This is a genomic window from Dehalococcoidia bacterium (assembly GCA_035574915.1).
Classification (GTDB): Bacteria; Chloroflexota; Dehalococcoidia; order DSTF01; family WHTK01; genus DATLYJ01.
This window is the reverse complement of record DATLYJ010000179.1, coordinates 1-24,681: the sequence shown is the minus strand read 5'-3', so window position 1 is coordinate 24,681 and position 24,681 is coordinate 1. Positions and strand designations below refer to the sequence as shown.

Here is a 24,681-nt window from a genome sequence, read left to right as displayed (position 1 = left end):
GGCCCGGGCGCGCGCCGGTGACTACGTTGCGATTGCTTGCGGCCGAGGCGCCATTACCTACGCCGGCGAACCGAATGTGCATGCGCTCAAGGGCATGCACGGCGGCCTCCTGCCCGAAGAAATGCTTGTGCCCCTGGTCCTCGGGTAACGGAGCCGACGCGTCGGACGCGAGCCCCATCCGACCCCGGCACGCCAAGGAGGAGGAGACCTTCATCGACTTCTCGCGCTCCCTGCGCCACCCGGGGCGACGGAGTCCCTATCATCGATGGGGAGACGCCGCTGGCGTAGCCCGGCTACCGTGGAGGGAGAGCCACTACCCCGAGTCGCAGAACGCCGCGCATCGTTTCCACTCTGATTAGCGCGCCGGCAAATGGCGGAACAAGCGATCGGCTTCTGTTCGACCCGGGACGGCGTCAGGATCGCCTACGCAACTCTTGGTGATGGGCCGCCGCTCGTGTACGCCTGCGGCTGGCCGGTCCACCTCCAGATGGAGTGGGACATGCCCACGTCCCGGCGCTTCCTCCAGCAACTCGCTGATGGCTTCACCCTGGTCCGTTACGACATGCGCGGCACGGGGCTTTCGGACCGTGACCCCCCGAGCTTCGACCTCCCTCCTCGCGGACCTCGAAGCTGTCGTCGATCATCTGGCGCTGGAGCGCTTCAACCTCTTGAGCCTCGGCGACCTGGCGGGACCTATCTGCATCTACTACGTGGCCAGGCACGGGGAGCGCGTCTCGCATCTCGTGCTCAACAGCGCCTTTGTCAGCGGGCGCGAGATCGTGCCCCTGGAACGCCAGGGCCCCATGATCGAGTACACCGCGGAGTTCGGCTTCCCGATCTTCGAGTTCACGGACGCCCCGGAGCTCTCTGTCGAGCAACAGCGCGAACTGCGCGACATCGGAAAGGCTGCCGCCACGCCGCAGGTCCAGGCGGCCGTGATCAAAGCGATCTTCGACTCCAACGTCGGCGCCGTCCTCGAACGGGTGACCACACCCACGCTAGTGATTCACGGCCTGGACGATCCATGGATACCTTTCTCACAGGGGCGCGAACTGGCCGCACGCCTGCCCTGTGCCCGCTTCCTCCCGTTCGAGAGCAACAGCGCGAGTCCCCTGGCCCACCGGCGGCGCCTGGTGCGCGAGATCCACCGCTTCCTGCGGCCCCCTGCCCCGGAAGCTGACGACCTCCCGGCACACCACAACCTCACCGAACGCGAAGTCGAGGTGCTGAGCCGGATCGCCGCCGGTATGACCAGCACGCAGGTAGCTCAGGATCTGGTACTCAGCGTAAGGACGGTCGAGCGCCACATTAGCAACGTCTATCTCAAACTCGACATTCACTCGCGCGCCGAAGCCGCAGCCTACGCTCTCCAGCACGGCCTATTGGCCGCCTCCCCTACGTAGTTCCCGCAATCCCCGACTTTGGGTAGTTCACCGGACGCCCCGCCCTGCGCTCAGCGCTAACTTCCCCCTACCGGGCGATTCGCCGGACAGCGGCTCAGACCGAGCCCGGCGGACGTCCGGCAGAAGGAGGGCAAGGGACATGAAATCACGGTTGATGATGGGCCTTGCGGCCGGCATCCTGGCGTCGGCCGTCGTGGCCGGCGCCGCACCCGCTTCGGCGCACAGGGAGGCCACCAGGGGGGATGCGAGGAATTCGGACACACTAACCTCGAATGGGCGCGGAATGCGGGAGCGGTGGCCGCGGCGCTCGAGGGCATCCTGGGCATAGACCTCCCGGATGACGTGGATGGCCTGGGTGACATCGTGAGCTGGTTCGCGAAAAATCCACACTCGTGGCCGGACGTGTCCCCGGGAGTCGGCGACATCGTTGAGTTGGCCGACCACCTGGCCTGCAGCTAGGAACGCGCCCGAGACCCTGAGGCGCCGCGAGGCATGGCTCTGCCCGCGCGGGGCGCCGTGCGGCGGGACACACCGGAGAGGGCATGACGATGGTGACAACGGCTAGCTTGGACTCTCTTCGCTCTCTTCTCCGCGGGGAGGTGATTACTCCGTCCGACCAAGCGTATGAGCGCGCCCGCCGCGTGTGGAACGCAACCATAAACAGGCGCCCGGCGTTGATAGTGAGGCCCGCAACGGTCGACGACGTCATCGCCGCGGTCAACTTCGCCCGCCGGGCAGGGCTCGTCATCGCGGTCCGCGGCGGTGGGCACAACCCGGCCGGCAAGTCCACCTGCGATGGGGGCATGGTCATAGACCTGGCCCTCATGCGAAGTGTTTGGGTTGACCCCGCGCAGGGGATCGCAAGGGCGGCGCCCGGGCTCAGGCTTGGTGAGTTCGACCGGGCCACGCAAGCGTTCGGCCTGGCCACGACGATGGGGGTTGTGCCCGACACGGGAATCGCAGGACTGACCCTCGGCGGCGGCTACGGCTGGCTGGCCGGGAAGTACGGCCTCGCCTGCGACAACCTGCTCTCAGTCGACCTCGTCACCGCTGAGGGTCGCCTGATCGCCGCCAGCGCCGAGGAGAACACGGACCTCTTCTGGGCAGTCCGCGGCGCCGGCGCGAATTTCGGCATCGTCACCTCATTCCAATACGTCCTGCACGAGCAGGGCCCCGTTCTCGGCGGCATGCTGCTGTATCCCTTCGATGCCGGGCGCGAGGTGCTCCAGACCTACAACGAGTTCGCGAAACCGCGTCGGATGAACTCAGCTGTATCGTCGCCATGTTGTCCGGTCCGGATGGCAGGGCGATTGCGGTTGTGCCCTGCTTCTCCGGAGATGTCGGCGAGGGCGAAGCCGTTCTTCGGCCCCTGCGCACAGCACTGAAACCGGCCGCCGACACTGTCGCCGTGATGCCTTATGTCGATATGCAGCGTCTCCTCGAAGCTGCGTTCCCTAAGGGCTACTCGTACTACTGGAAGTCCAGCCTTGTCTCCGACATCAGCGATGGCGCCATCGATGTCCTGCTCAGCTTTGCCGCGCGCTTGCCGAACGGGACGTCATCGGTCGGGCTGCAGCATCTCCACGACGCCGCTGTCCGCGTCGCGCCGGGTGCTACGGCTTTCCCTCACCGTTTCCCACACCATAACTTCTTCCCAACCGCAGCCTGGTCCGATCCAGCGGAGGCGCAGGCGTGCGTAGCCTGGGCTCGCGAGTTCTGGGAGGCTATGCAGCCATACAGCGAGCGGGCGAATTACGTCAATGACCTCGGCGATGAGCCGCAGGAGCGCGTCAGGGAGGCCTACGGCGCGAACTACGACCGGCTGGCGCAATTGAAGGCGAAGTTTGACCCAGCGAACCTGTTCCGCCTGAACGCAAACATCCCGCCACAGAGCTAAGGCGACTTCTTCGTGCCGGACATGCGCCCTGGCGCGGCGTCAGGTGCCAGCCATTCGCGCGGCTCCAGTTCCCGTGCTCACACTCGCGGCATGACCTCGGCGGCGATGAGCTCCAGCGCGTCGAAGTCCGTCTGGTTGTGGTGCTGGAGCATTATCCGGCTGATGCCCTCCGCTTCGAGCGCCTTTATCTGCACCACGACCTGCTCCGGCGTCCCCGCCAGCCAGCCCCGGCCGGCCATGCCGCGCAGCACCTGCTCCGCCGGCGTCTGAGCCAGCATCGGCATCACCTGCTGCAGCGCCCTCACCCGCTCGAGTGCCTCGGCCTCGTCCCGCCCGACGATGAAGCCGCACATCATCGAGCGGGCAATAGTCGACGGGTCCCGGCCGGCCGCGGCGCAGTGCCCTTCGAGGGCAGCGACCTTCTGCCGGTAGCGCTCGATTGGCATCGGCGTCACGTTCCACTCCGAGGCGTAGCGCGCAACAGCGCGCAGCGTGCGCCTTTCGCCCCCGCCGCCGATCAGCAGCGGCGCGGGCGACTGCGCCGGCTTGGGGTTGAGTCGCGCGTCCTTCAACTCGAAGACGCGGCCCTTGAACGTGAAGGACGGCTCGCGCCAGAGGCCCGTGATGATCGCCGCCGAGTCCTCGAGGATGTCCATGCGTTCCTTCAGAGGCGGGAAGGGGATACCGAAGGCCTCGTGCTCCGGCACGTTCCAGCCGGCCCCGATGCCCAGGATGAAACGCCCGCCGGACAGGCGATCGATGCCCGCGGCCATGCGCGCGACGAGCGCCGGATGCCGGAAGGTCATCGAGCACACGAGCGTGCCGAAGCGGATGCGCGACGTGTTCTCGGCAACGTGCACCAGGGAAACGAAGGTCTCGAGGGCGTCACGGTCGCGGGCGCCCATCAGGGAGAAGAAGTGGTCGGAGCGCCAGAGAGATTCGTAGCCAAGCTCTTCGGTCGCCCGGACGATCTCCTTCCAGCGCTCCCAGTTCAGCCCCTCCTGGCCTTCGATCATCACGCCCAGCTTCATGGCACCCTCCCTATCGCTGGCGATACGGTATCACGGCAGGTGGGGACGGAGGCCATCTCGTCCGGCGGGCAATGGCCCGCCGGCGCAGGCCGGAACCTCCGGGTTTGAAGGCGCATCAGGCCGCACTCAGGGGTTGGGAGAGCGCGGGTACTGATCCAGCAGACGGAAGTAGACCACCTTGTTGTCGCGCGCCGTCGCGTCCACGACCAGGAGCTCGGAGACGAAGACGGTCTTGCCGAGGCCGAACTCGCTCTTGAAGACGGGCAGCAAGTCCGACGTATTCAGGACGTAGATGTAGCCGCGCACGTTGATGCCGCGCGGCGCCGTGATCTCCCTGTAATCTTGACGAAGGGCATAAGCGTACGGGTCACTGAAGTCCCCTACCGCGAAGGCCCAGCGCTCGGCCGGCAGCTCGCCCGTGTAATTCACTGGGAAGGCGTCGCTGTCGCCGGAGGGCATGACTGCGCCGAGGTACCGGCCGGGCAGCGCCGCCGGGTCCACGACGGCCTTGAGGTAGGCATTGAAAAACGCCTTGTCGCGGCGCATCTCGCGGCTCTTCAACAGGTAGACCGCTGCCTCCGGCTGGTCCTCGCGCGGCACGACCTCGATGCCGTCGATGCGGCCCTTGAGGAGGTCGGCTACGTAGCGTTCCCCGGTCACGACATCGGCAATATAGAAGCGCTCGACCAGGAGGTCACCGATCAGCGTCTCGTCCCAGACCTCCACCGCCGGGTCCCGGAAGACGGCGATGATCTGACGCTCGAGCTCGGTGGCGTCGCGAAGGCCCGGCCGCGGGTACTCACGGGAGGCGACAACGCCGGCAATGGTCAGGAGACCGACGGCGACCAGGAGGAGGGCTACCTTGACGCGGGCCGGCAGCGATGCCAGGGGCCACCCGGCCAGTGGCGGCGTGGAGGTGCCGGCCGTCGCCGGCTCGGCAGCCATGCGCCCTAGTCCGCCTTCACGCCGACGGCGCCCCTATTGTTGCTAGCACGCATCTGTCCCTGCAGTTGGCCACTCAGGCGCGAGTTTGGGAACGGCGGCAGCGCGTCGCACCCTCACGCACGAAGCGCCGCACCGTGCCGCGATTATATCAACGTGAACGTGGGCGTCAGGTCCCGGCAGAGTTGGAGCGACTACCCCTCCCAAGGCCGCTGTGGGCGCTATCGACATGGACGCAGCCTCTAATGCTGCAATTCCCGTAGGGAGTTATCAGTGCTCTCCGGCGACGATACCTGCGTGAGTCGCGACCTCCAGTCGGGGCCGCTTCAGAGCGCCCTGCTGGCTTGTTGAGGCCTGAACACCGAGCCCGACTGCCTGCGCTGTGGGCAGGCAGGGCTGCTGGAACACAGCCCAACCCTACGGCAGGCTTAAGGGGCAACCGATAAGTACATTGAAATGGTCTACAACCCGATAGAGCGCGCGTTGGCGCTCTCGGCGGAAGATTTACTTCGCGAACCGGCGGGACTCGACGACGTCCACTCGGTCATCAAGAACGATGTCATCGTGGCGCTCGAACTCGCGGCCGCCGATCTGGGTGCCGCCGGCGTCGACATCTTCTTCCGGGACCCTCGTGGACGTTGCAGATGGTTCGCCGGCAGCAAGCCATCGCCCGCCCTTGACCCACTGAGAGTCGAGGGCATCTTCGAGTGCTCTGCACTGTACAGAGACGAGACGGCTCAGTTCCTCAGTGTCCCCATCGACGGAGTCGCGGGCGACTATCGCCTCGTCGTTGCCGGCCCGCCCGAGCAGGTTCAGGACGGCGACTTGGCCCGTGCGGTACTGACGGCGAGGTTCTGCCTGCGCACCGTGAGAGGGACGCGGCTTCTAGCAAACGTCGAAGCCCGCGCGGATTCCATGACTGCCGTCACGGAGATGCTTTCGGTCGTCCTGCAGTCCAACTCCGTCCCGGAAGTGCTAGGCATACTGGCGCAGCAGGTCGCGGAAGCAACCAAGTCGACTTCCGTCGCCATAGACTCTTACGACCTCGATTCCGGCCAGCTCGCCCGCAACCTCTATACCGACCCCTCCTGGCCAGATTGGCAGGCGGGAGCCGAACGCTGGCGCGAACTCCTCGAGGTCCGGTTGCGCAGCATGAGCCGTGTAGCTCGCCCCGAGGGGCAAAGCGTGGGTCTCTTGGCTGAATGGAAGCAGCCTTGGGTGATCCCGGATCTGCAGCATCCGGCCATCAGGCCCTTCATTAGTGACGAAGAGGCCGAGTTCTTCCGGCGGTTTGGTGTCCGAACGACGGTGCTCCAACCCTTATGGGTCACCGACATCTTCGTCGGCGTGCTCTCCGTGGCTAATCGCGAAGTCAGACGCTACTCGCGGGGCGAGTTGGAGATCCTCTCGCGCATGTCCGATGTCGCGGCCGTCGCCATAAGAGCAGCGCAGCTCATGCGCGAACTGCGCGTCTCCAAAGCGCGCGAGCGCGACGCTTACATGGAGAACATCGCCCGCCTGGCGGCGGCGGCAGAGGCGCGCGACCACACCACGGCCAGACACCTTGAGAACCTCCAGCACTGGGTTGGCCTCATGGGACAGCGGCTCGTGGGGGACGAGGCCCGGGTCAGAGAGATAGTGCTGGCTAGCCGTATGCACGACATCGGTAAGATCTCCGTGCCTGACTCCATCCTCCTCAAGCCCGGAAGGCTCACTCCCGAAGAGCGAGAGGTGATCCGGCGGCACACACTCGATGGCGAGAGCCTGCTTAGCGGGAGCTACCTGAGCACGGCGCGCGAGGTTGCCCGCTGGCATCATGAGCGCTGGGACGGCAAGGGTTACCCGGATGGGCTCTCCGGAGAGGACATTCCTCTCAGCGCCCGCATCGTATCCGTCGCAGACGTGTACGACGCCCTAATCTCCAATCGCCCGTATAAGAATGCCTGGACGCCAGAGGATGCCCTCGCCGAGATCCAGAAGGGCGCAGGGTCTCAGTTCGACCCGCGTGTAACAGAGGTCTTTTTCGAAGTCTGGCGCGAAGATGCCGCGCAGACGTCTACCGCCTAACTCTCAAGCCTTAGCGCGGTTGCGAGCTTCCCTTTCGGAGGACGGCCCTGTCGAAACGGGCGAAGCGAGGCCGTAGTCTCGTAAGCCACGACGTCCCAGGGCCCGGCCGCGCGGAACGCAGCGAGGCGGAGTCTGCGTGGACAGGCTACACACCAGCGCCAAACATCGTGACGCGGCGAATGGCCGGCGCTTGCCAGGTGCGCCTCTTGTCCGGGCCGCCTCTCGGCCCGGACAAGAGGCGTCCCCTCCGCGGGCACCTCGAGGCCGGACATTTCCGATCACTCCGCCTTCACGCCGACGGCGACGCGGTCGCGTAGAGCGCCCTGCGCCGCCGCGACGCGGGCGATCGGCACCCGGTAGGGCGAGGCGCTCACGTAATCGAAGCCCTCGCGGTGGCAGAACTCGACCGAGGTCGGCTCGCCGCCGTGCTCGCCGCAGATCCCGACCTTCAGGGCTGGCTTCGTGCGCCGCCCGCGCTCTATGCCGATGCGGATCAGCTCGCCGACGCCGACCTGGTCGAGCTTCACCGTCGGGTCGCTGGTCAGAATGCCGTGCTCCAGGTAGTAAGGCACGAAGTGCGCCGAGTCGTCGCGGGAGATGCCGTACGTGGTCTGCGTGAGGTCGTTCGTGCCGAAGGAGAAGAAGTCGGCGTGGTCTGCGATGCGGTCCGCGACCACGCACGCCCGCGGCAGCTCGATCATGGTGCCGACCAGGTACTCGATGCTGACGCCGGCGTCTTTCATGATCCGCTCAGCCGTCTCGACCGTCAGAGCGCGGAGCAGCTTCAGCTCCTCGGGGACGGCCACCAGCGGGATCATGACCTCGGGGATGACACGCACGCCCTCGCGCGTCACGTTGACGGCAGCCTCGAAGATCGCCCGCACCTGGGTCTCGTAGATCTCCGGGTAGGTGACGCCCAGGCGGCAGCCACGGTGGCCCAACATCGGGTTCGCCTCGTGCAGCATCTCGTTGCGTTGGCGGACGTCGTCGACCGAGCGCCCGAGGTCGCGAGCCACCTGGGCGATCTCCTCCTCGGTCTTGGGCAGGAACTCGTGCAGGGGTGGGTCGAGGAGCCGGATCGTCACCGGGTAGCCGTCCATCGCCCGGAAAATGCCCTCGAAGTCCTGGCGCTGCATCGGCAGGATCTTCTCCAGCGCCCGCCGGCGGCCCTCCGTGTCCTCGGCAAGGATCATCTCGCGGACGGCCAGGATGCGCTCCGGGTCGAAGAACATGTGCTCGGTGCGGCAAAGCCCGATGCCCTCCGCGCCGAACTTGCGCGCCAACTCCGCGTCGCCGGGCGTGTCGGCGTTCGTGCGCACCTTGAGGCGCCGGCGCTCGTCCACCCAGCTCATCATCGTCTGGAAGTCCTCGTCGAGCTCGGCAGCGACGACGGGCACGGAGCCGAGCATGACCTCGCCGGTGCTGCCGTCCAGGCTGATCACGGCCCCCTTCCGCAGCGTCACCGTGCGATGGTTCTCCAGCTCCACCGAGAAGCTCTCGTTGCGGTAGTCGATCTGTAGCGCGCCGCAGCCCGCCACGCAGGTCCGGCCCATCCCGCGCGCCACCACGGCAGCGTGCGAGGTCATGCCACCGCGCGCCGTAAGTATCCCCGCCGCGACCTGCATGCCGTGGATGTCCTCCGGAGACGTCTCGATGCGGACAAGGATCACCTGCTCGCCCCGGTTCGCCATCTCGACAGCGTCGTCGGCGCTGAACACGATCTTGCCCACCGCGGCGCCGGGCGAGGCCGGGAGCCCGGTAGCGAGCACCTCGCGGCGGGCGTTGCGGTCGAACGTCGGATGCAGGAGCTCGTTGAGCTTGTCGGGCTCGATGCGCAGGATCGCCTCATCGGCGGAGATCAGGCCCTCCTTCACGAAGTCGACGGCGATCTTCACCATCGCCTTCGCCGTGCGCTTGCCGCTGCGGGTCTGCAGGAGCCAGAGCTTGCCCTTCTGGATCGTGAATTCGATGTCCTGCATGTCCCGGTAGTGGCGTTCCAGGACCTCGCGCGTCTCGTCCAGCTGCCGGAATACATCCGGCATCAGCTCTTCGAGCGAGACCTGCCCGGGGCCCGCGGCCGCCTTCGTCACCGGCTGCGGCGTGCGGATGCCCGCGACCACGTCCTCGCCCTGGGCGTTGATCAGATACTCCCCGTAGAAGACCTTCTCGCCGGACGCCGGGTCGCGCGTAAAGGCGACGCCGGTGGCGCAGTCGTCACCAAGGTTGCCAAACACCATCGCCTGGACGTTGACCGCGGTGCCCCAGTCAGAGGGGATCTCGTAAATGCGGCGGTAGGCCACCGCCCGCGGGTTCTCCCAGGAGCCGAAGACGGCGCCGATGGCGCCCCAGAGCTGCTGCCAGGGGTCTTCCGGGAAGGCCATGCCCTTCCGCTTCCAGATCTCCTCCTTGAACCTGACCACCAGGTCCCAGAGGTCGTCCGCAGTGAGCTCGGTGTCAAGCTGGACGCCGCGCTCGCGCTTCTTGGCCTGGAGGATGACCTCGAAGGGGTCTTCCTCCTTGTCCTGCGGCTTGAGGTCGAGCACGACGTCGCCGTACATCTGGACGAACCGGCGGTAGGAGTCCATCGCGAAGCGGCGGTCGCCAGACTCGCGGGCCAGGCCCTCGGCGACGGCGTCGTTGATACCGAGGTTCAAGACCGTGTCCATCATTCCGGGCATCGAAACGCGCGCGCCGGAGCGCACGGAGAAGAGCAGCGGCCGTTCCGGGTCGCCGAACTTGCGCCCGAGGAGGTTCTCCACGAAGGCCACGCCCTCGCGCACCTGCTCTTCCAGGCCGGCCGGGTACTGGCGGTTGTTCTTGTAGAACTCGGTGCAGACCTCGGTGGTGATCGTGAAGCCGGGCGGCACCGGGATGCCGATGTTCGTCATCTCGGCGAGGCCGGCGCCCTTGCCGCCCAAGAGGTCCTTCATGTCGGCGTTGCCATCGGCCTTGCCGCCGCCGAAGAGGTATACGAACTTGCCGTCCTTGGTCCGGGCCTGCTCCGGAGAGGTCGTGGCTGTGGTCATGGTCGTTCCCTTTGGTGCGTCGCTGCAAAGCCCGCCCGCGGCGGGGGCGAGTCCGTAGATGACCGCGAAGGGCCGGCGCTCCTGCCCGGCGCCGGACAGCTTCGATTATATCAACGCGCCCTCGAGCTTCAGGTTGCCGCGCGGCCGAGTGAGGCCGTCCGTAACGGCGGCCTGCCCTCGCGGGACCGACCGTCCGGCAGTATGGCTCGACCCGGCAGATGGGTTCGGCGTAGGCTGACGGCGTGACGGCAGCGGGCGAAATCTCGAAGCGGCGGGCGTGGTGGATCGCGCTCCGGCCCTTCTCCTACCCAGCCTCGATCGTGCCGGTGCTGGTCGGCACGGCGGTTGCGGCGGAGCAGGAGTTCCGGCCGCTGCTTTTCGCGCTCGCCCTCGCCGGCTCGGTCCTCATCCAGGCCGGCACCAACCTGGCCACCGACTTCTTCGACTTCGTCGACCGCGTGCAGCCCGCCGCGACGCTCGGGGGAGTGATCCAGCGAGGCCTCATCTCTGCCCGGGCCGTACACAGGGCGGCCATTGCCTGCTTCGCGGCCGGCGCCGCCTGCGGCCTCGTCATCGTCGCCTACACCGGCTGGCCCATCCTGGCCGCCGGCGTCGCGAGCGTTCTGGCAGGCTACTTCTACACCGGAGCCCCCATCGCCTACGGGCGGCGGGGACTGGGCGAGGCGATGGTGTTCTGCTTCATGGGCGTCCTCATGGTCATGGCCTCGGCCTACGTCCAGGTCGAGCGCCTGACGTGGGAGCAGTTCTTCGCCTCCCTGCCCGTCGGGCTGCTGGTCGCCGACATCCTGCACGCGAACAACCTGCGCGACATCGAAAACGACCGCGCGCGCGGCAAGATCACGATCGCCGGCGTCCTCGGCCGCCCCGCCGCCGATTACGTCTACGTGGCTCTGACGGCCTCGCCCTTCGGCGTGGTGCCGGCCTGCGTGGTGCTCGGCCAGCTGCCGCCCGAGAGCCTCCTCTCTCTCCTGGCGGCGCCCTTCGCCGTGCTCGCGGCGCGGGCCCTGCGCGAACGCGAGGCGGCGGCGCTCAACGCCCTGGTGCGCGGCACCGCCGGCCTGCACATGCGCTTCGGGCTGCTGCTGGCGGCGGGCTTGGCGTTGCGGGCGCTCACGTAGACCCGCCGCGTCAGCCCGAGGCCCGGAGCAGCTTCCTGGCCTGCACCAGCATCGCCTCGGCGTCCAGAACGGGGGCAAGCGCCTTGACCTCGTCGCCTAGCTGGTGCTGCCAGTAGGCCGGCGCGGGCGGCAGGTCATCCCAGCGCGCGCCCGGCGGATAGAGAATATAAACGTCCTAGGCCCGCACCCTCCCCGGCAGTGCCAGGACGGACTTGAAAGGCGCAGCGAGCGTTCCGTCCGGGTCCCAGAAGTGCTGCACCCTGGCGTCAGGCGCCAGCGCCAGGGTCCCGGCGTCAGGTTCGCGGTCGCCGGCCAGCACCGGCACCCAGGCGACGAACGCGGCAAGCGCCTCGGAAGGCTCCCTGGCGAGCAGCACCTCCTGGATGGCAGAGACCCCCTGCCGGCACACCTCTCAGGTCGGCGAAACGAGGAGCAGCAGGCGCACCCTCGCGGCAGCGGCATTGAAGGCCAGGCGCAGAGGCTCGGCCTGACCGCTGAGGACTCTGACCGCCACGTTCATCCCCGCTCCCGTGCGCGGCCGCGGGCCTTGTACTCGGCCTCGAGCAGGTCGTGGCGTTTCCACGCCGCCTCGGCCAGCAGCTGGAGGCCGGAGGTGACCAGCGACTGGCCTCCCAGGACCACGGGGATCGGCGCCTCGCGGGCGGCGGCCGTGAACTCGCGCAGCCAAGGGTCGGCGATGCCCTCCGGCTGGAGGGCGTCGGAGAGGAACCTGTCGGGGCGCGAGGGCCGCAGTCCCATGTGGGCGAAGACTGGCCGCGTATCGATGAAGGCGCCGTTTGCCAGTTGCCCCAGCTCCGCAAAGAACCTCGTTATGCCGACCGCCTGAATGTGGAAGCCCAGGAGGGAGCGGGCTTCCCCGGAGATGTCCCGCCCCGCGGCCTGCATGCCACGCTCTTCCGAGTACACTCGCGTCTGGCTCGCCGTCTCGTTGCGCAGGTACTCCATGGTGTCGCCGCCGATGCGGCCCGCGACGAGCACCACTGCCTGGTTGTCCGTGAAGAGCCAGGCAGCCTTCGCGATGCGCTCGGTCTCGACCGGATGGGCGGCCAGCCAGGCCGTGAGTCGCGGCCCGGCGCCGCCCGCATAGGCGAGGATGGACAGCTCGATGGGCGTATCGATGTCGAACTGGTTCGCGATCGTCCGCGGCAGCGCCTGGTTGATGAGGCCGGCTTCCTGGACAAGGAAGCGGGGCAGAATGCGGTCGTTGTCCGGAAGCTCCACGTCGCGCACCACGTCCCCTGGCACGAAGCCCACCAGGTCGGCGGAGAAGAAGTTGTTGCTGACCACCGCCAGGTCCTGGCTCTCGAGCGCAGAGGCTACGGCCGCCAGCTCGTCGCCCTTCAGGAGGGGCATGCCGCAGCCGACGTACACCGGGCGCTCGAGTCCGTAGCGCAGTACGACTTCCGTGAGCCGCCGCCCGAAGTGGAACTCCTGCCCCGGTGCATCGCGGTCGAGGACCACGCCGGGGGGCAGCCGCGGGCCCAGGGCATCAGCGGAAGCGGCGTCCGCCACGACCACAGCGCCCTCGTACGCGCCCGTGGCCAGCGCCTCGTCGAGAGTGTCGAGCGCGCACTCGCGCAGCGCCCCGGCCTGCAGTTCCTCCACCGGCGTACCGCCCAGGCCGCCGCAGAAGAGCACCAGGAATGGCCCTGCGACCATTAGTCCTCCCTCGCGAAGGTGACGGCTGTGACCTCCCGCGCCCCGGCGTCCAGGAGCGCGCGGGCGCAGGCATCCAGCGTAGCGCCCGTGGTCGCGACATCGTCCACCAGGAGGACGCTCCTGTCCCTGACAGATCCGGCGTCGCGGACCGCGAACGCCCCGGCGACGTTCCCCCGCCTCTCGTCGGCGCCGGCGCTGCGCGCCTGGGGCCGTCCGGAGCGGGTGCGCTTCAGCGCAGTCACGACCGGTGCCCCCAGGGCCCTCCCGACGCCGCGGGCGAGCAGCGCGGCCTGGTTGTAGCCGCGCTCTCGCTCGCGCGTCGGCGTAAGGGGCACCGGCGCTACCGCATCGATAGGCCATTCGACCAGCGAGGCCATCGGCGGGGCCATGACTTCGGCCAGAGAGGTCAGGTCGCCGAACTTGAACCTGTGCACGAGCTCGCGGGCCGGGCCAGCGTAGCGATAGGCAGATCTGATCCGCCGGAGCGCCACGGGATGCGCGAGACACGAGCGACAGCCGCCCGGCGCCAGCGGCAACCAGCAGCAGCCGCAGCGGCGGCCGCCCGCCGGCGGAAACGAGTCGAGGCAGGCGTCGCACAGGAGCGCGCCCGGCCTCCCGCAGAGCGCACACAGGGGCGGATAGAGGAGGTCGACCGCCAGGCGGCCAAGCCGGGACAGTGTTGGCAGCTCCATGACGCACGCCGAGGATACACGAGGCGGCCGGCGCGCGGCCCCGTTCGAGTGCAGGGCGAGGCGCTGCGGGATCGCCGCACCGGGTCCACCGCAAACGGCCACCGCAAGTCAATTCGGCAGCCCCGTACCTAACCCCATGTTCGCTCACCTGCGGGGTGGGGGAATCGATCGATGCGCTGAAGCCGCCGTGGGGGCGCCTGCTAGAATCAGGACGATGAAGGTATCTCTTCGCCTCTTCGCTGGCCTGCACGACCTCGTCGGCAAGAAGGACATCGTCATGGAGCTGCCGGAGGGCGCGCGCGTCGCGGACCTGAAGGCGCGGCTGGCAGATGAGTATCCCATCGTGCGGCCGATGCTGCGCACGCTCGTCTTCGCCATCGACGACGAGTACATCCCCACGGACGAAGAACTGCACGACGGCGCCGAGGTGTCCCTGATACCGCCCGTAAGCGGCGGCGCCGAGCCCTTCTGGTTGACGGCCGACCCCCTGGAGCCCCGCCAGCAGGAACTCTTCGACCTCGTGCGCCGCGACGAGTGCGGCGCCGTCATCGTCTTCTACGGGGTCGTGCGGAACAACGCGGAGGGCCGCGCCGTACTCCGGCTGGAGTACGAAGCGCACGAGACGATGGCCGTGCGCAAGATGCGCGAGGTGGCTGACGAGGTGAAGCGCCGCTTCCCCGATGTCGTCGAGATCGGCATCTGGCACCGCACCGGCCTCCTCGAGGTCGGCGAGACCAGCCTGCTGGTCGCGCTCTCGTCGCCGCACCGGCGTGAAGGCTTTGAGGCCGCCCTCTGGGCCGTCGACCGTATCAAGGAAGTCGTCCCGGTCTGGAAGAAAGAGCACTTCGCCGACGGCAGCGCCGCCTGGGTGGAGGGCCACCCCGTGCAGCCGCCTGAGACGGCAAAGACGTAGGCCCGCCGTTAGCGATCAGCTCCGGGGCTTGCTCGTGTGGCGAGCGCCGCCGCCCGCGTGTCCCGGCATCCGGCCCGCCGGTGAGCGCCGGAGCGCGGCTACCTGGCGCCCGCCGTCACGGGCGCCGCTGCCTTTCTCGTCTCGTAGCAGGCGTTGCAGTACACCGGCCGGTCATGGCGCGGCACGAAGGGCACCACCGCCTGGGTGCCGCAATTGGCACAGGTTATCGTGGCCGCCGCGCGGGAGACGCCGCGGTCTCGCCGGCGGTTCTCGCGGCAAGACGGGCAGCGCTGGGGTTCGTTGAGGAGGCCCTTCTCGAGATAGAAGCCCTGCTCACCGGCGGTGAAGATGAACCCGTTCCCGCAGTCCCGGCAGATGATCGTCTTGTCCTGCAACATGGATCGCCCTCCAGGCATGTCAGAACGGCCGGGCCTCCTGGCTCCGGCGAGCGAACCGGCGCCGTCCTTCGTCGGAGAAGGACGCGAGGGCGGGGGAAGCGCTGATTCCGGCGGAGTTTATGTAGGTGATCGGCTTTCAGTCAATACGTTTATGCAACCACTTTCACCAGCTTTGAAACGGTTATGTAATGCGAGCAGGGCCGCGCTCGTTTGGTTCTCAGCTCTCGCGCCGTCGCGCTAAGCTCTCTGCATGGCCCTCCCGCTGCAGTTGCCCGACCCCCCATTCGGCCAGCCCAGGTTCTGCCAGCACTGTGGCTCGGGCCTCGCCTCGCGCTTCGTAGAGGCAGAGGGCAGGGTGCGGCTGGTCTGCGGGACGTGCGGCTTCATCCATTACCTGAACCCGAAGCTGGTGGCCAACGTCCTTCCCGAACGCGACGGCAGCGTCCTCCTGCTGCGTCGCGGCATCGAGCCTTCGTACGGCCGGTGGGCCTTTCCCGGCGGCTACCTGGAGATGGGGGAGTCTGCCGAGGAGGGCGCCGAGCGCGAGGCGCTCGAAGAGGTCGGCCTCCGCGTCCGCGCCGGGCCGCTACTCGGGGTGTACACGCGCGTCCAGCACGGCGTGGTGGTGCTCGTCTTCCGCGGGCTCGAAGTCACGGGCCTTCCCGTCCCCGGCCCGGAGACCCTCGAAACGGCCTGGTTCCGGCCCCACGAGATCCCGTGGCAGGACCTCGCGTTCGAGACGACTGCGGCCGCCCTGCGCGACTGGCTCCGGGCGATTGGGCATCCAGGTCCACCAGGTACGCAGGGGCCGTAATCGGCAGTTCCAGGCTGATGTTGGGGTCGAAAAGCCGCGCCAGCAGCCGCTCCTCCATCCGGTCGAAGGCGTCCGTGCTCACGGTGAAGACTGTCGGCAGCCGCGCGGCGTAGCGATGATTGATCAGCTGGAAGAGCCGGTCGCGGACCCAGCCGACGTCGCTCTGGGCGCCGAGGTCATCCAGGATCAGCAGCGGCGCGCCGCGGATGTTCTCGAACACCTCGAAGAAGCTGGCGCGGGAGTCGCGCTCCATGGTGTGCCGCAGGAAGTCCAGAAGGTCAGGCACCACCAGGAAGAGTGGCTTCTCGCCGCGGGCGCGCCGGTAGTTCGCGATCGCCGCCGCCAGGTGGGTCTTGCCGCAGCCGTGTCCGCCCTCGAGGACGAGCCAGTTCTCCGGCGACTCAGCGAAGTCCAGAGCAGCTCTCCAGGCGCGCTCGACGTTTAGCCGTTGCTCCTGCGTGAGGTGCGGCAGGCGCGTATCGAAATTGTCGAAGGTCATCTCCCGCACGCGGGCGAGGTCGAGCGCGTCGAGCGCGCCAAGGTCGACCGCCGGCGCGCTCGCCTCGACGTGGTAGACGCGCGCCAGGGCCGGGTCCGTGAGGCGCATGCGCAGGCGGTCGTCGAGCCGCTCGATGGGCAGGTTGGTCGTCACCACCGTGGGCAACTGGGTGTTGTAGCGGTGGTTGACTATCTGGAACAGCTTCTCCTGGGCCCAGGCGGTCGCGTTCTGCGTCCCCAGGTCGTCGAGGACCAGCACCGGCGCGTTTCGCACCTGCTCGAAGAGGCGGTCGTAGCCCACCTCGCTGGCCGGGTTGTAGGCAGCCCGCAGATGGTCGAGGAGGTCAGGGACCACGACGAACAGGGCCGGCGTGCCGTTGGCCAGGCAGCGGTTAGCGATGGCCGCCGCGACATGCGTCTTGCCGGCCCCAGAGGGGCCGTGGATCAGGAGCCAGCCTTCAGGGTTGTCCGCAAACGCCCTGGCATCAGACACCAGCGCCCGGAACTGCTGCTGGTCGCGCGGGTTCGGGCTCCGGCCGCGCTCGTTGAGGTTCTCGAAGGTCAGGCGGGTCAGCGGGCCGAGCGAGCTGTAGCGCTGGAGCCGTTCCAGGCGGGTCGCCGCTGGCTCGTCCGCGACGCAGCGGCACGGCAGGGCGCGGCCGAAGTCCGGGTGGTCCAGGGGCACCTCTCGGCGCACGAAACCAGCGCCGCCGCACTCCGGGCAGGCGCCCTCTTCCTCCGAGGCCTCGGGGCCACGGGAGGACGCCCTCGCCTGCCGGCGCGGCTGGTTAGCGGTCGCCGGCGAGCTGGTCGAAGCGGCGGATGACCCGGGCTCGGATGGAGTCATCCCCCGCAGGATCTCGTCCAGCTTTCTCATCCTGTCGTCCTTCCATGGCCCAGCGCTCGAGGATCCGGGCGATGTAGCGCCAGGACCTCTTGTTCAGTACCGCGGCCTCCTTCACGGCCTCCTCGATCCATGCCGGCGGGTACAGGCGCTCGGCTTCCCGCAGCTCCTCCGCCACCAGGGGCGTAATGGGGCCTATGTTCTCCTCGTAGAGGGCAAAGACGTTGTGCTTCTCCGGCGCCGGCGGCTGCGCCGGCCTCGGCAAAGGCCTGCCGACCGAGAGCGTCCCGTTGAGGATCTCCTGAAAGGCGCGCCGGTCGCCGGGCGTGTTCAGCAGGAAGATCCCCTCCTTGCGGCCGCCGCGCTCCACCTCCAGGGTCAGGAATGTCCCCCGCTCGGCGGCGAGGCGGAGGCCCCGGTCGAGGTTCTCTTCGATTTCGCCCGGCAGAGACGCCAGGGACGCCGCCAGCGGCGCCAGGGCCTCGAGCTCGGAGCGCGTGACGAAGCGCGGGTAGCCCTTACGCCGCCCCAGGGCGTACATCAGGTACAGCGTCACCCGCAGTTCGGCCTCGTCCTCGATCCCAGGCATGACCTCGGTGAAGAAGGCGGCCGGGATTACCGTCGCTCGGGCGCCGGAGACGAAGCCCGTGAAGTGCCCATCCTTGCGTACCGGTCCCGTGGGGTGGAGCGCCGTCATGCGTATTCGCGGTCGAGGGCGCGGGTCATCGGGTCCTCGAACTTGGAGATGTTGTCCTTGAACAGCACCTCGATGACCCCGGTGGGGCCGTTGCGGTGCTTGGCCACGATTAGCTGGGCCTTGCCTGCCGGGTACTGCCCGGGCGGCTTGTCCGGGTTCTGGGCCTGCCACTCTTCGCGGCTCATGTACTTCTCCTCGCGGTAGATGAAGATCACCACGTCCGCGTCCTGTTCGATGGAGCCGCTCTCCCGCAGGTCTGACAGCTGGGGGATGTGGGGCTGGCGCTGGTCAGGAGCGCGCGAGAGCTGCGACCCGGCCACGACCGGCACCTCCAGCTCCCGCGCCAGCTCTTTCAGCGAGCGCGTGATGTAGCTGATCTCCTGCACCCGGTTGTCGCTGCGGTTGCCCTGGATCAGCTGCAGGTAGTCCACGATCACGAGGTCGAGGCCGACATCGCGCTTGAGGCGCATGAGCTTCGCCCGCAGCTCCGGAATCCGCAGCCCGGCGCTGTCGTCCACGTAGATACTGGCGTCCGAGAGCGTGCCGTAGGCGTGCATGATCCGGCTCTCCTCGACCTCGCTGTGCAGGCCGAGACGGAGGCGGGCAGAGTCGACGCGCGATTCCGCCGCGAGCAGCCGCTGGGCCAGCTGCTCGCCCGCCATCTCGAGCGAGAAGATCGCGACCTTCGCGTGCTGGCCGATAGCGGCGTTGCGCGCGAAGTTGAGCATCAGGCTCGTCTTACCCATTCCGGTGCGCGCCGCGACGATGATCAGGTCGCTGGGGTTCAGCCCGCCCAGGAGCATGTCGAGGTCGCTCAGACCGGTGCGGACGTTGCCGCCGAAAGGGGCCATCTCTTCCGCGTCCGCGGGCACGAGATAGGGGTCGAGGAACTCGCGGATGTGGGTGAAGTCGCGCAGGCGCTCGCCGGAGCGCAGTCCGTAGACCAGGGCCTCGGCCTTGCTCAGCGCCCCTTCCAGGTCGGCGCCGCCCTCGAAGGCGATCTTCGCAATCGTGCCGGCAACCGCCACCATCTGCCGGTAGGTGGCGTCGCGTTTGACGATCTGGGCGAAATGCTCGACGCCGATGGGCGTGGGCAGTTCGGTGATGAGGCGGCTGAGGAAGGTCAGCCCGCCGACGTCCTCGAGGCGGCCGCGCCGGTCGAGCTCGTGGGCGACGGTTATCTGGTTGACGGCCTCGTTGCGCTGCCAGAGCGCCAGGCAAGCCTCGTAGGTCCAGGCGTTCGCCTCGCGGAAAAAGTCCGAGGGCTGGAGCAGGCCAGCGACCTTGAAGATCGCCTCGCTGTCGACGAGCAGCGACGCGACAACCGCTTCTTCGGCCTGGACGTCATGAGGTGGGAGCTGTTCGAACATAGGGCGGCGGGGACCCCCTGTTGGCTCGGCTTGCTGCTGTGTGGCCTCTACATCGCGCTCACTGCGACCGGCTTCTGCCCGGCGGGCGCTAGTCCGCGCTCGCCGGCGTCTGCTCCGCTTCCGCCTCCTTGCCCTCCGGGACCACCTGCACCGTGACCGTCGCCTTTACGTTGCGGCTCAAGGCAACTGTAAGCTGCTGCGAGCCAAGCTCCTTGATGGGCTGGCCCAGGTGCACCTGGCGGTGGTCGATCTGGGCCTTCGCCAGCTTCGATAGCTCTTCGGCGATGTCCGACGCCGTGACGGAGCCGAACAGGCGCCCCTGTTCGCCGGCGCGGGCGGGGATGGTGATCACCCGCTCGTCGATGAGGTTGGCGATCTCCTGGGCGGCGGCATCGGCCTTGGCCTGCTCCGCCTGGATCTTCTTGGCCCGGGCCTCGGCCCGGTGGACCTCGGCGGGCGTGGCCGCGGTCGCCAGCTTCCGGGGCAGCAGGAAATTGCGGGCGTAGCCGTCGGCGACGTTCTTGATCTCGCCGGCGCGCGCCACGCCATCTACATCGTCGAGAAACACAACACGCATGTTTGGCTCCTAGACATGCGCTTGCCCCGACTGTCCGACCTGGAACGGCGACTCCAGGCGACGGGGCGGACAGTAGGGGCTAGCGACGGAATTCTCTGCGGCGGGGGTCTGCATATCAAGATACACTCCGGCGTTTCTTGGCTCAAAACTATCCACGAACCGAAACGTCACGTTGCGCTCGTAGTATAGAACATACGTACGGACAGTATGTCAAGTCCATTTAGATTCGGCCCTTCCTCCTTGCGCTCCCGTTAAGGCCGCGCCGACTAGTCGCGCAGCGCATCCGGCAGGCCCCTCTCGTAAGCAGCCTCGAGCTCGGCGACGGCCACGTCAATCCAGGAAGCGATGCGTAGACTCTCTCCGCCAGTCCGCCCGATCGGCGCGAAAGGCACATCCAGCGACCGCAGCAGCGCCTCCAGGGACGGCGCCTCTTCGGGGCGCGCGGAGACCACCACCCTGCTCTGCGCTTCGCCGAAGAGCGCCGCGTCCAACCGGCCTTCGATCGGGAGCTGCGCCACGGAGAAGCCGATCCCGCGGCCGATACAGCATTCCGCGATCGTGACGGCCAGTCCGCCGTGCGAGCAGTCGTGCGCCGAGCGTAGCAGGCCGCGCTCGGCCGCCCGGACCAGCGCCTCCTGTAGCCGCGCTTCCAGGCGCAGGTCTATCCCCGGCTGGCCGGCGACAAGGCCGTGGACCTCGTTCAGGTACTCGCTTCCTGCCAGGTCGTGAGCGGTCCCCGTCAGGGCGAACGTCTCCATGTCCGCGTCGGCGAGGAGCGTCGAGCCAGCGCCCACGAGGTAAACGCTGTCGCCTTCGTCCTGGAAGGCGGAAGAAAGCGCGCGGGCAGCGTCCTCCAGTAGGCCCAGGGCGCCCACGATGGGAGTGGGGTACACGGCGACCCCGTCCGACTCGTTGTACAGGGAGACGTTGCCGGAGACCACTGGCGTGCCGAGCGCCTCGCAGGCCGCCGACATCCCCTTCACGGCCTCCTCGAGCTGCCAGTAGATATCCGGGCGCTCCGGGTTCCCGAAGTTGAGGCAGTCCGTAATCGCGATGGGCTTTGCACCGGAGCAGGCGACGTTGCGGCAGGCCTCCGCCACGGCGATGGCCCCGCCGGCATACGGGTCCAGGTAGCAGAGCCTGCCGTTGCCGTCCGTGGCCACGGCAATGCCTCGCGGGGCTGCGTCCTTGACGCGCAGCACCGCGGCGTCCGCTCCCGGACCGATCACGGTGTTCGTCAACACCTGGTGGTCGTACTGGCGCCAGATCCAGCGCTTCGAGGCGATCTCCGGCGTCGCCAGCAGTCGTAGCAGCGTCTCGCCGGCCTTGCTCGGGTCGAGGTCGGGCAAAGAAGTCAGGTCATAGGACTGGAGGCGGTCCAGGCCGGCGGGCTTGACGCCCTCTCGCCGGTACTCCGGTGGCTCTGTGAACACCTTCGCGGGCACGCTCACTACGAGCTCCCCGTGGTCGAAGACGCGCACGTACGGCTCATCCGTGACCTCGCCGATGACGTCGGCGTGCACTTCCCAGCGGCGGAAGTGCTCCAGCACGTCGGCCTCGTGCTCCTTCTTCGCGATCACCAGCATCCGTTCCTGGGACTCGCTGAGCATCACCTCGGCCGCGGTCATGCCCTCCTCGCGCCGCGGCACGCGGGCCACCTCCACGTCCACACCGGAGTCGCCGCGGGCGGCACACTCGACGAGCGAGCTGGTGAGGCCCGCGGCGCCGCAGTCCTGCAGGCCCACGACCCAGTCGGCGTGCTTCTCGGCCAGCTCCACGCACGCCTCCATCAGCAGCTTCTCCAGGAACGGGTTCCCCACCTGGACCGTAGGCCGCAGCTCCTCCTGCCCTTGCTCGAAGGTGCGCGACGCGAGGACGTTGGCTCCGCCGATTCCGTCCCGGCCAGTGTCCGCGCCGACCAGGATTATCGGGTTGCCCGCCCCTTTGGCGACCGCGCGCAGCAGCCTGTCGGCGCGGGCGATGCCGACACACATCGCGTTCACCAGCGGGTTCCCGCTGTAGGAGGGCGCGAACGACACCTCCCCGCCGACCGTGGGCACCCCGAGGCAGTTGCCGTAGCCGCCAATGCCGCCGACCACACCCCGGAAGAGGGCGCGGTTGCGCGCCGCCACCTCCGGCGAGGTGCCTGGACCGGGCCGCAGTGGGCCGAACCGCAGCGAATCGAGGATGGCGATGGGCCGCGCGCCCATCGCGAAGATGTCGCGCACGATGCCGCCAACCCCCGTAGCCGCGCCCTGATAGGGCTCGACCGCCGAGGGATGGTTGTGCGACTCGATCTTGAAGACCGCGCACATCCCGCCGCCGATGTCGACAGCGCCCGCGTTCTCGCCGCCGCGCGTCGTGAGCACATGAGGGCCCGTGCTCGGGAACATCCGCAGCAGCGGCTTGCTGTTCTTGTAGCCGCAGTGCTCGCTCCACATCGCGCCGAACATGCCGAGCTCCACGTCATTCGGCTCGCGGTCGAGGAGGTCGACTATGCGGTGATATTCGTCCAGCGAGAGGGCGATAAGGGACAACGTCTCGGCGTCGCGGGGCACGACTCGATCTTAGGCCCCGCAGACCCCACCCCTCAAGGCGCAGGCACCCGCTCCTGCCCACCTGCGACGGGCTCCGCCCTGCCCCGCCTGATGCCTCGCACCACCGCAGTGCCGCGCTCGCGCTGCCGCTTCCGCGCTCGAGATCGTTGACACCCCTGCCTGCGCACCCGTACGCTGTCTCGCGTTCTACTGCACACGAAGGAGGGCGCGACACATGGCAACAGTACTTGCTCACAGCCTCAGCGCACCGTGCCCTCCGAAGGCCGTCTCCTGACCCCCTGATCGATACCCGTCGATCGCGTCGCCAGGCCGTCCCTCGGGGCGGCCTTTCGCTTGCCATTTCGGCTGGCCGGCGCCGCGGCTAGTCGGTCGGGGCCATCAGACGCCCTGGCCACGAGGCCGCCGGCCCGCCAGCCGGCCACTGGCCCAGACTGCGCACATCCGGGAGTCCGGCCACACCATGCCGCAAGTCCGGTGTCCGAAGGTCCGGGCCATCGAGGAGACTCAAGTGACACACGACTACGAAGCGCTGGCCGAGGGCGGCCACGTTGGCGGCCTGGGAATGCAGAGACGCTCCCAGGGCCGCGACCACGTCCAGCAGCTCGACTCCTTCTACGACCAGGGCCTCATCTCCGAGGTCCTCTATCTGGTCAGCATCGGTAAAGAGGCCTCGGTGTACTGCTGTGCGGCGGGGCGATTTCTTGCTGCCGACATGTCCCGCCGGCTGCACGGGTGGCAGGGCGGCGCGGCGCTTCAGCAGTCCGGCAGCCCGGCAGTCCAGCAAGAGGCAGAGGAGGCGGGAAGCGGCTCCCCGGCCGTCGCTCCTGGCCGACCGGCCGGCGAGCCGGCCGGCCTGGTCGCCGCTAAAGTCTTCCGCGCCCGGCAGTACCGCTTCAAGAACGACGCCGTCTATCAGGAGGAGCGCACTCGCGGCATGAAGGGCCAGGCCAAGCGCGCTCTGGCCAAGAAGACCCGCTTCGGCCGCGAAGTCCAGACCGGCGCCTGGGTCCACCACGAGTACGAGGTCCTCAAAGAGCTGCACGATGCCGGCTGCGACGTCCCGCGTCCCCTTGCCGCCGCTGGAGACGCCATCCTCCTCGAGTTTGTCGGGGACGAAGAAGGGCCGGCGCCCCAGCTCCAGCGCGTCGCGCTAAACCGCGAGGATGCCGAGGAGCAGTTCGAGCGCACCATGCGCAACGTCGAGATCGCCCTCTCCCTGAACCGAATCCATGGCGACCTCTCCGCCCACAACATCCTCTGGTGGGGTGGCCGCGTCGTACTGATCGACTTCCCCCAGGCGGTGGACGCCCGCTTCAACAGCCAGGCCCAGCAGCTACTGGAACGGGACATCGCGAACGTCGTGCGCTACTTCTCGCAGTTCGGCGTGCGCGCCGAGGCCTGGCGGTTGTCGCGCGACCTCTGGCGCCGCTACATGCGGGCGGAGCTGTGACCATGGCGGCGAAGGACCAGGGCCCCGGCATACGCCTGCCACCAGGCGCGAGCAGCGGCGGGTTCGACTGCGTGCAGTGCGGCCGTTTCGTGCCCCTGGCCGCACCAGGGACCGCCAACCGCAACCACTGCCCGCACTGTCTCTGGAGCCTGCACCTCGACGGCCCGGACGGCCGCCGCCGCTCCTCGTGCCGGTCGCCTATGGAGCCAATAGCCGTCTGGGTCAAGCGGAACGGCGAATGGGCAGTCATCCATCGCTGCACTTCCTGCGGGGCAATGACCGCCAACCGCGTGGCCGGCGACGACGCCGAGCTGGCGTTGATGTCGCTCGCCGTCCAGCCCCTGGCGCGGCCGCCCTTCCCGCTCGAACGGCTGCCCCGGGCCCTGGGTGCCCTACTCCCAGCCTCCGGGGGAGCGCCCGGCGTAGCGACGCAGCACCGACCGCAAGCGCGGTGAGGTGCCAGGCGTAGCGACGTAGCACTGCTGCGCCCGGTGTGGGCAAGGGGTAGGGGCGCAGCACCGCTGCGCCCGGGGTGGGGCGGGGCCGGGCAGCGGCAACGCCAGGCGTCCAACACCTCCCTCCGCCCCTCACACGCGCACCACCGTTGTAGGGGCGCAGCACCGCTGCGCCCGGTGGGGCGCCGGGCGTAGGGGCGCAGCACCGCTGCGCCCGGGGTGGGGCGGGG

21 protein-coding genes and 1 pseudogene are annotated in these 24,681 nt (G+C 68.4%); 10 read left to right on the top strand and 12 right to left on the bottom strand.

Annotated features, from left to right (window positions below):
* Positions 1–587 precede the first annotated feature (587 nt).
* From VNN10_16150 to VNN10_16135, 4 genes are all read left to right on the top strand, one after another.
* Positions 588–1,403 carry a LuxR C-terminal-related transcriptional regulator gene (locus VNN10_16150; GenBank protein ID HXH23549.1) on the top strand — a complete coding sequence of 272 codons (816 nt, stop codon included), beginning with the start codon at positions 588–590 and terminating at the stop codon, positions 1,401–1,403.
* A 294-nt stretch (positions 1,404–1,697) separates the two neighbouring features.
* Positions 1,698–1,862 (top strand): hypothetical protein, encoded by a 165-nt coding sequence (locus tag VNN10_16145; GenBank protein ID HXH23548.1) that lies wholly within the window; start codon positions 1,698–1,700, stop codon positions 1,860–1,862.
* A gap of 221 nt (positions 1,863–2,083) precedes the next feature.
* The gene (locus VNN10_16140) at positions 2,084–2,788 is read left to right on the top strand and encodes an FAD-dependent oxidoreductase (protein ID HXH23547.1); all 705 of its coding nucleotides are present in this window, start codon (positions 2,084–2,086) and stop codon (positions 2,786–2,788) included.
* A 26-nt stretch (positions 2,789–2,814) separates the two neighbouring features.
* Positions 2,815–3,300 carry a BBE domain-containing protein gene (locus VNN10_16135; GenBank protein HXH23546.1) on the top strand — a complete coding sequence of 162 codons (486 nt, stop codon included), beginning with the start codon at positions 2,815–2,817 and terminating at the stop codon, positions 3,298–3,300.
* A gap of 77 nt (positions 3,301–3,377) precedes the next feature.
* Here the strand turns inward: VNN10_16135 and VNN10_16130 are convergent, their stop codons facing one another.
* Together VNN10_16130 and VNN10_16125 are read right to left on the bottom strand one after the other, a co-directional pair.
* Positions 3,378–4,331, bottom strand: a complete 954-nt coding sequence (locus tag VNN10_16130) for a TIGR03560 family F420-dependent LLM class oxidoreductase (GenBank protein HXH23545.1) — start codon at positions 4,329–4,331, stop codon at positions 3,378–3,380.
* 126 nt (positions 4,332–4,457) lie between these two features.
* Entirely contained in the window at positions 4,458–5,276 is an 819-nt protein-coding gene (locus tag VNN10_16125) for a hypothetical protein (protein ID HXH23544.1), read from the bottom strand.
* 453 nt (positions 5,277–5,729) lie between these two features.
* On the opposite strand from VNN10_16125, the gene VNN10_16120 reads away from it, so the two are divergent.
* On the top strand, positions 5,730–7,340 hold the full coding sequence (locus VNN10_16120; GenBank protein ID HXH23543.1) for an HD domain-containing phosphohydrolase: 1,611 nt from the start codon (positions 5,730–5,732) through the stop codon (positions 7,338–7,340).
* Between the two features lie 278 nt (positions 7,341–7,618).
* Here the strand turns inward: VNN10_16120 and ppdK are convergent, their stop codons facing one another.
* A complete protein-coding gene (gene ppdK / locus VNN10_16115; GenBank protein ID HXH23542.1) occupies positions 7,619–10,366 on the bottom strand; it encodes a pyruvate, phosphate dikinase in 2,748 nt (915 codons plus the stop codon).
* Positions 10,367–10,608: 242 nt separating this feature from the next.
* Here ppdK and menA point away from each other — a divergent pair, with 242 nt between their 5' ends.
* The gene (menA, locus tag VNN10_16110) at positions 10,609–11,505 is read left to right on the top strand and encodes a 1,4-dihydroxy-2-naphthoate octaprenyltransferase (GenBank protein ID HXH23541.1); all 897 of its coding nucleotides are present in this window, start codon (positions 10,609–10,611) and stop codon (positions 11,503–11,505) included.
* Positions 11,506–11,680: 175 nt separating this feature from the next.
* On the opposite strand, the gene VNN10_16105 is transcribed toward menA, so the two are convergent.
* The 3 genes from VNN10_16105 to VNN10_16095 form a co-directional block, all read right to left on the bottom strand.
* The gene (locus tag VNN10_16105; protein ID HXH23540.1) at positions 11,681–11,881 is read right to left on the bottom strand and encodes a hypothetical protein; all 201 of its coding nucleotides are present in this window, start codon (positions 11,879–11,881) and stop codon (positions 11,681–11,683) included.
* A 140-nt stretch (positions 11,882–12,021) separates the two neighbouring features.
* The gene (locus tag VNN10_16100; GenBank protein ID HXH23539.1) at positions 12,022–13,185 is read right to left on the bottom strand and encodes a hypothetical protein; all 1,164 of its coding nucleotides are present in this window, start codon (positions 13,183–13,185) and stop codon (positions 12,022–12,024) included.
* Positions 13,185–13,877 (bottom strand): ComF family protein, encoded by a 693-nt coding sequence (locus tag VNN10_16095; protein ID HXH23538.1) that lies wholly within the window; start codon positions 13,875–13,877, stop codon positions 13,185–13,187. The genes VNN10_16100 and VNN10_16095 overlap by 1 nt, the downstream gene beginning before the upstream one ends.
* Before the next feature lie 214 nt (positions 13,878–14,091).
* Between VNN10_16095 and VNN10_16090 the strand changes: the two genes are divergently transcribed.
* Positions 14,092–14,790 (top strand): molybdenum cofactor biosynthesis protein MoaE, encoded by a 699-nt coding sequence (locus tag VNN10_16090; GenBank protein HXH23537.1) that lies wholly within the window; start codon positions 14,092–14,094, stop codon positions 14,788–14,790.
* Positions 14,791–14,888: 98 nt separating this feature from the next.
* Here the strand turns inward: VNN10_16090 and VNN10_16085 are convergent, their stop codons facing one another.
* On the bottom strand, positions 14,889–15,188 hold the full coding sequence (locus tag VNN10_16085) for a zinc-ribbon domain containing protein (GenBank protein ID HXH23536.1): 300 nt from the start codon (positions 15,186–15,188) through the stop codon (positions 14,889–14,891).
* A gap of 250 nt (positions 15,189–15,438) precedes the next feature.
* Here VNN10_16085 and VNN10_16080 point away from each other — a divergent pair, with 250 nt between their 5' ends.
* The gene (locus tag VNN10_16080) at positions 15,439–16,002 is read left to right on the top strand and encodes an NUDIX hydrolase (GenBank protein ID HXH23535.1); all 564 of its coding nucleotides are present in this window, start codon (positions 15,439–15,441) and stop codon (positions 16,000–16,002) included.
* A gap of 43 nt (positions 16,003–16,045) precedes the next feature.
* Here the strand turns inward: VNN10_16080 and VNN10_16075 are convergent.
* The 5 genes and pseudogenes from VNN10_16075 to purL form a co-directional block, all read right to left on the bottom strand.
* A pseudogene (locus tag VNN10_16075) lies at positions 16,046–17,347 on the bottom strand (ATP-binding protein).
* Complete coding sequence (locus VNN10_16070) at positions 17,289–18,041, bottom strand: DnaD domain protein (GenBank protein HXH23534.1); 753 nt, start codon at positions 18,039–18,041, stop codon at positions 17,289–17,291. The pseudogene VNN10_16075 and the gene VNN10_16070 overlap by 59 nt, the downstream one beginning before the upstream one ends.
* The gene (gene dnaB / locus VNN10_16065) at positions 18,038–19,411 is read right to left on the bottom strand and encodes a replicative DNA helicase (GenBank protein ID HXH23533.1); all 1,374 of its coding nucleotides are present in this window, start codon (positions 19,409–19,411) and stop codon (positions 18,038–18,040) included. Before dnaB ends, VNN10_16070 begins: the two co-directional genes overlap by 4 nt.
* 88 nt (positions 19,412–19,499) lie before the next feature.
* Positions 19,500–19,988 (bottom strand): 50S ribosomal protein L9, encoded by a 489-nt coding sequence (rplI, locus tag VNN10_16060; protein ID HXH23532.1) that lies wholly within the window; start codon positions 19,986–19,988, stop codon positions 19,500–19,502.
* A 266-nt stretch (positions 19,989–20,254) separates the two neighbouring features.
* Positions 20,255–22,546 carry a phosphoribosylformylglycinamidine synthase subunit PurL gene (gene purL / locus VNN10_16055; protein ID HXH23531.1) on the bottom strand — a complete coding sequence of 764 codons (2,292 nt, stop codon included), beginning with the start codon at positions 22,544–22,546 and terminating at the stop codon, positions 20,255–20,257.
* A 508-nt stretch (positions 22,547–23,054) separates the two neighbouring features.
* Between purL and VNN10_16050 the strand changes: the two genes are divergently transcribed.
* Positions 23,055–23,996: an RIO1 family regulatory kinase/ATPase gene (locus tag VNN10_16050; protein HXH23530.1), complete on the top strand. Its 942-nt coding sequence runs from the start codon at positions 23,055–23,057 to the stop codon at positions 23,994–23,996.
* Between the two features lie 2 nt (positions 23,997–23,998).
* Positions 23,999–24,451 carry an RNHCP domain-containing protein gene (locus tag VNN10_16045; GenBank protein HXH23529.1) on the top strand — a complete coding sequence of 151 codons (453 nt, stop codon included), beginning with the start codon at positions 23,999–24,001 and terminating at the stop codon, positions 24,449–24,451.
* Positions 24,452–24,681: the final 230 nt, after the last annotated feature.

Coding starts and splice junctions, on each gene's coding strand:
- VNN10_16120 (HXH23543.1), top strand. CDS start 5,730: ATGGTCTACAACCCGATAGAGCGCGCGTTGGCGCTCTCGGCGGAAGAT.
- VNN10_16070 (HXH23534.1), bottom strand. CDS start 18,041: ATGACGGCGCTCCACCCCACGGGACCGGTACGCAAGGATGGGCACTTC.
- VNN10_16095 (HXH23538.1), bottom strand. CDS start 13,877: ATGGAGCTGCCAACACTGTCCCGGCTTGGCCGCCTGGCGGTCGACCTC.
- VNN10_16135 (HXH23546.1), top strand. CDS start 2,815: ATGCCTTATGTCGATATGCAGCGTCTCCTCGAAGCTGCGTTCCCTAAG.
- ppdK (HXH23542.1), bottom strand. CDS start 10,366: ATGACCACAGCCACGACCTCTCCGGAGCAGGCCCGGACCAAGGACGGC.
- dnaB (HXH23533.1), bottom strand. CDS start 19,411: ATGTTCGAACAGCTCCCACCTCATGACGTCCAGGCCGAAGAAGCGGTT.
- VNN10_16090 (HXH23537.1), top strand. CDS start 14,092: ATGAAGGTATCTCTTCGCCTCTTCGCTGGCCTGCACGACCTCGTCGGC.
- VNN10_16085 (HXH23536.1), bottom strand. CDS start 15,188: ATGTTGCAGGACAAGACGATCATCTGCCGGGACTGCGGGAACGGGTTC.
- VNN10_16045 (HXH23529.1), top strand. CDS start 23,999: ATGGCGGCGAAGGACCAGGGCCCCGGCATACGCCTGCCACCAGGCGCG.
- rplI (HXH23532.1), bottom strand. CDS start 19,988: ATGCGTGTTGTGTTTCTCGACGATGTAGATGGCGTGGCGCGCGCCGGC.
- VNN10_16125 (HXH23544.1), bottom strand. CDS start 5,276: ATGGCTGCCGAGCCGGCGACGGCCGGCACCTCCACGCCGCCACTGGCC.
- VNN10_16080 (HXH23535.1), top strand. CDS start 15,439: ATGGCCCTCCCGCTGCAGTTGCCCGACCCCCCATTCGGCCAGCCCAGG.
- VNN10_16130 (HXH23545.1), bottom strand. CDS start 4,331: ATGAAGCTGGGCGTGATGATCGAAGGCCAGGAGGGGCTGAACTGGGAG.
- VNN10_16100 (HXH23539.1), bottom strand. CDS start 13,185: ATGGTCGCAGGGCCATTCCTGGTGCTCTTCTGCGGCGGCCTGGGCGGT.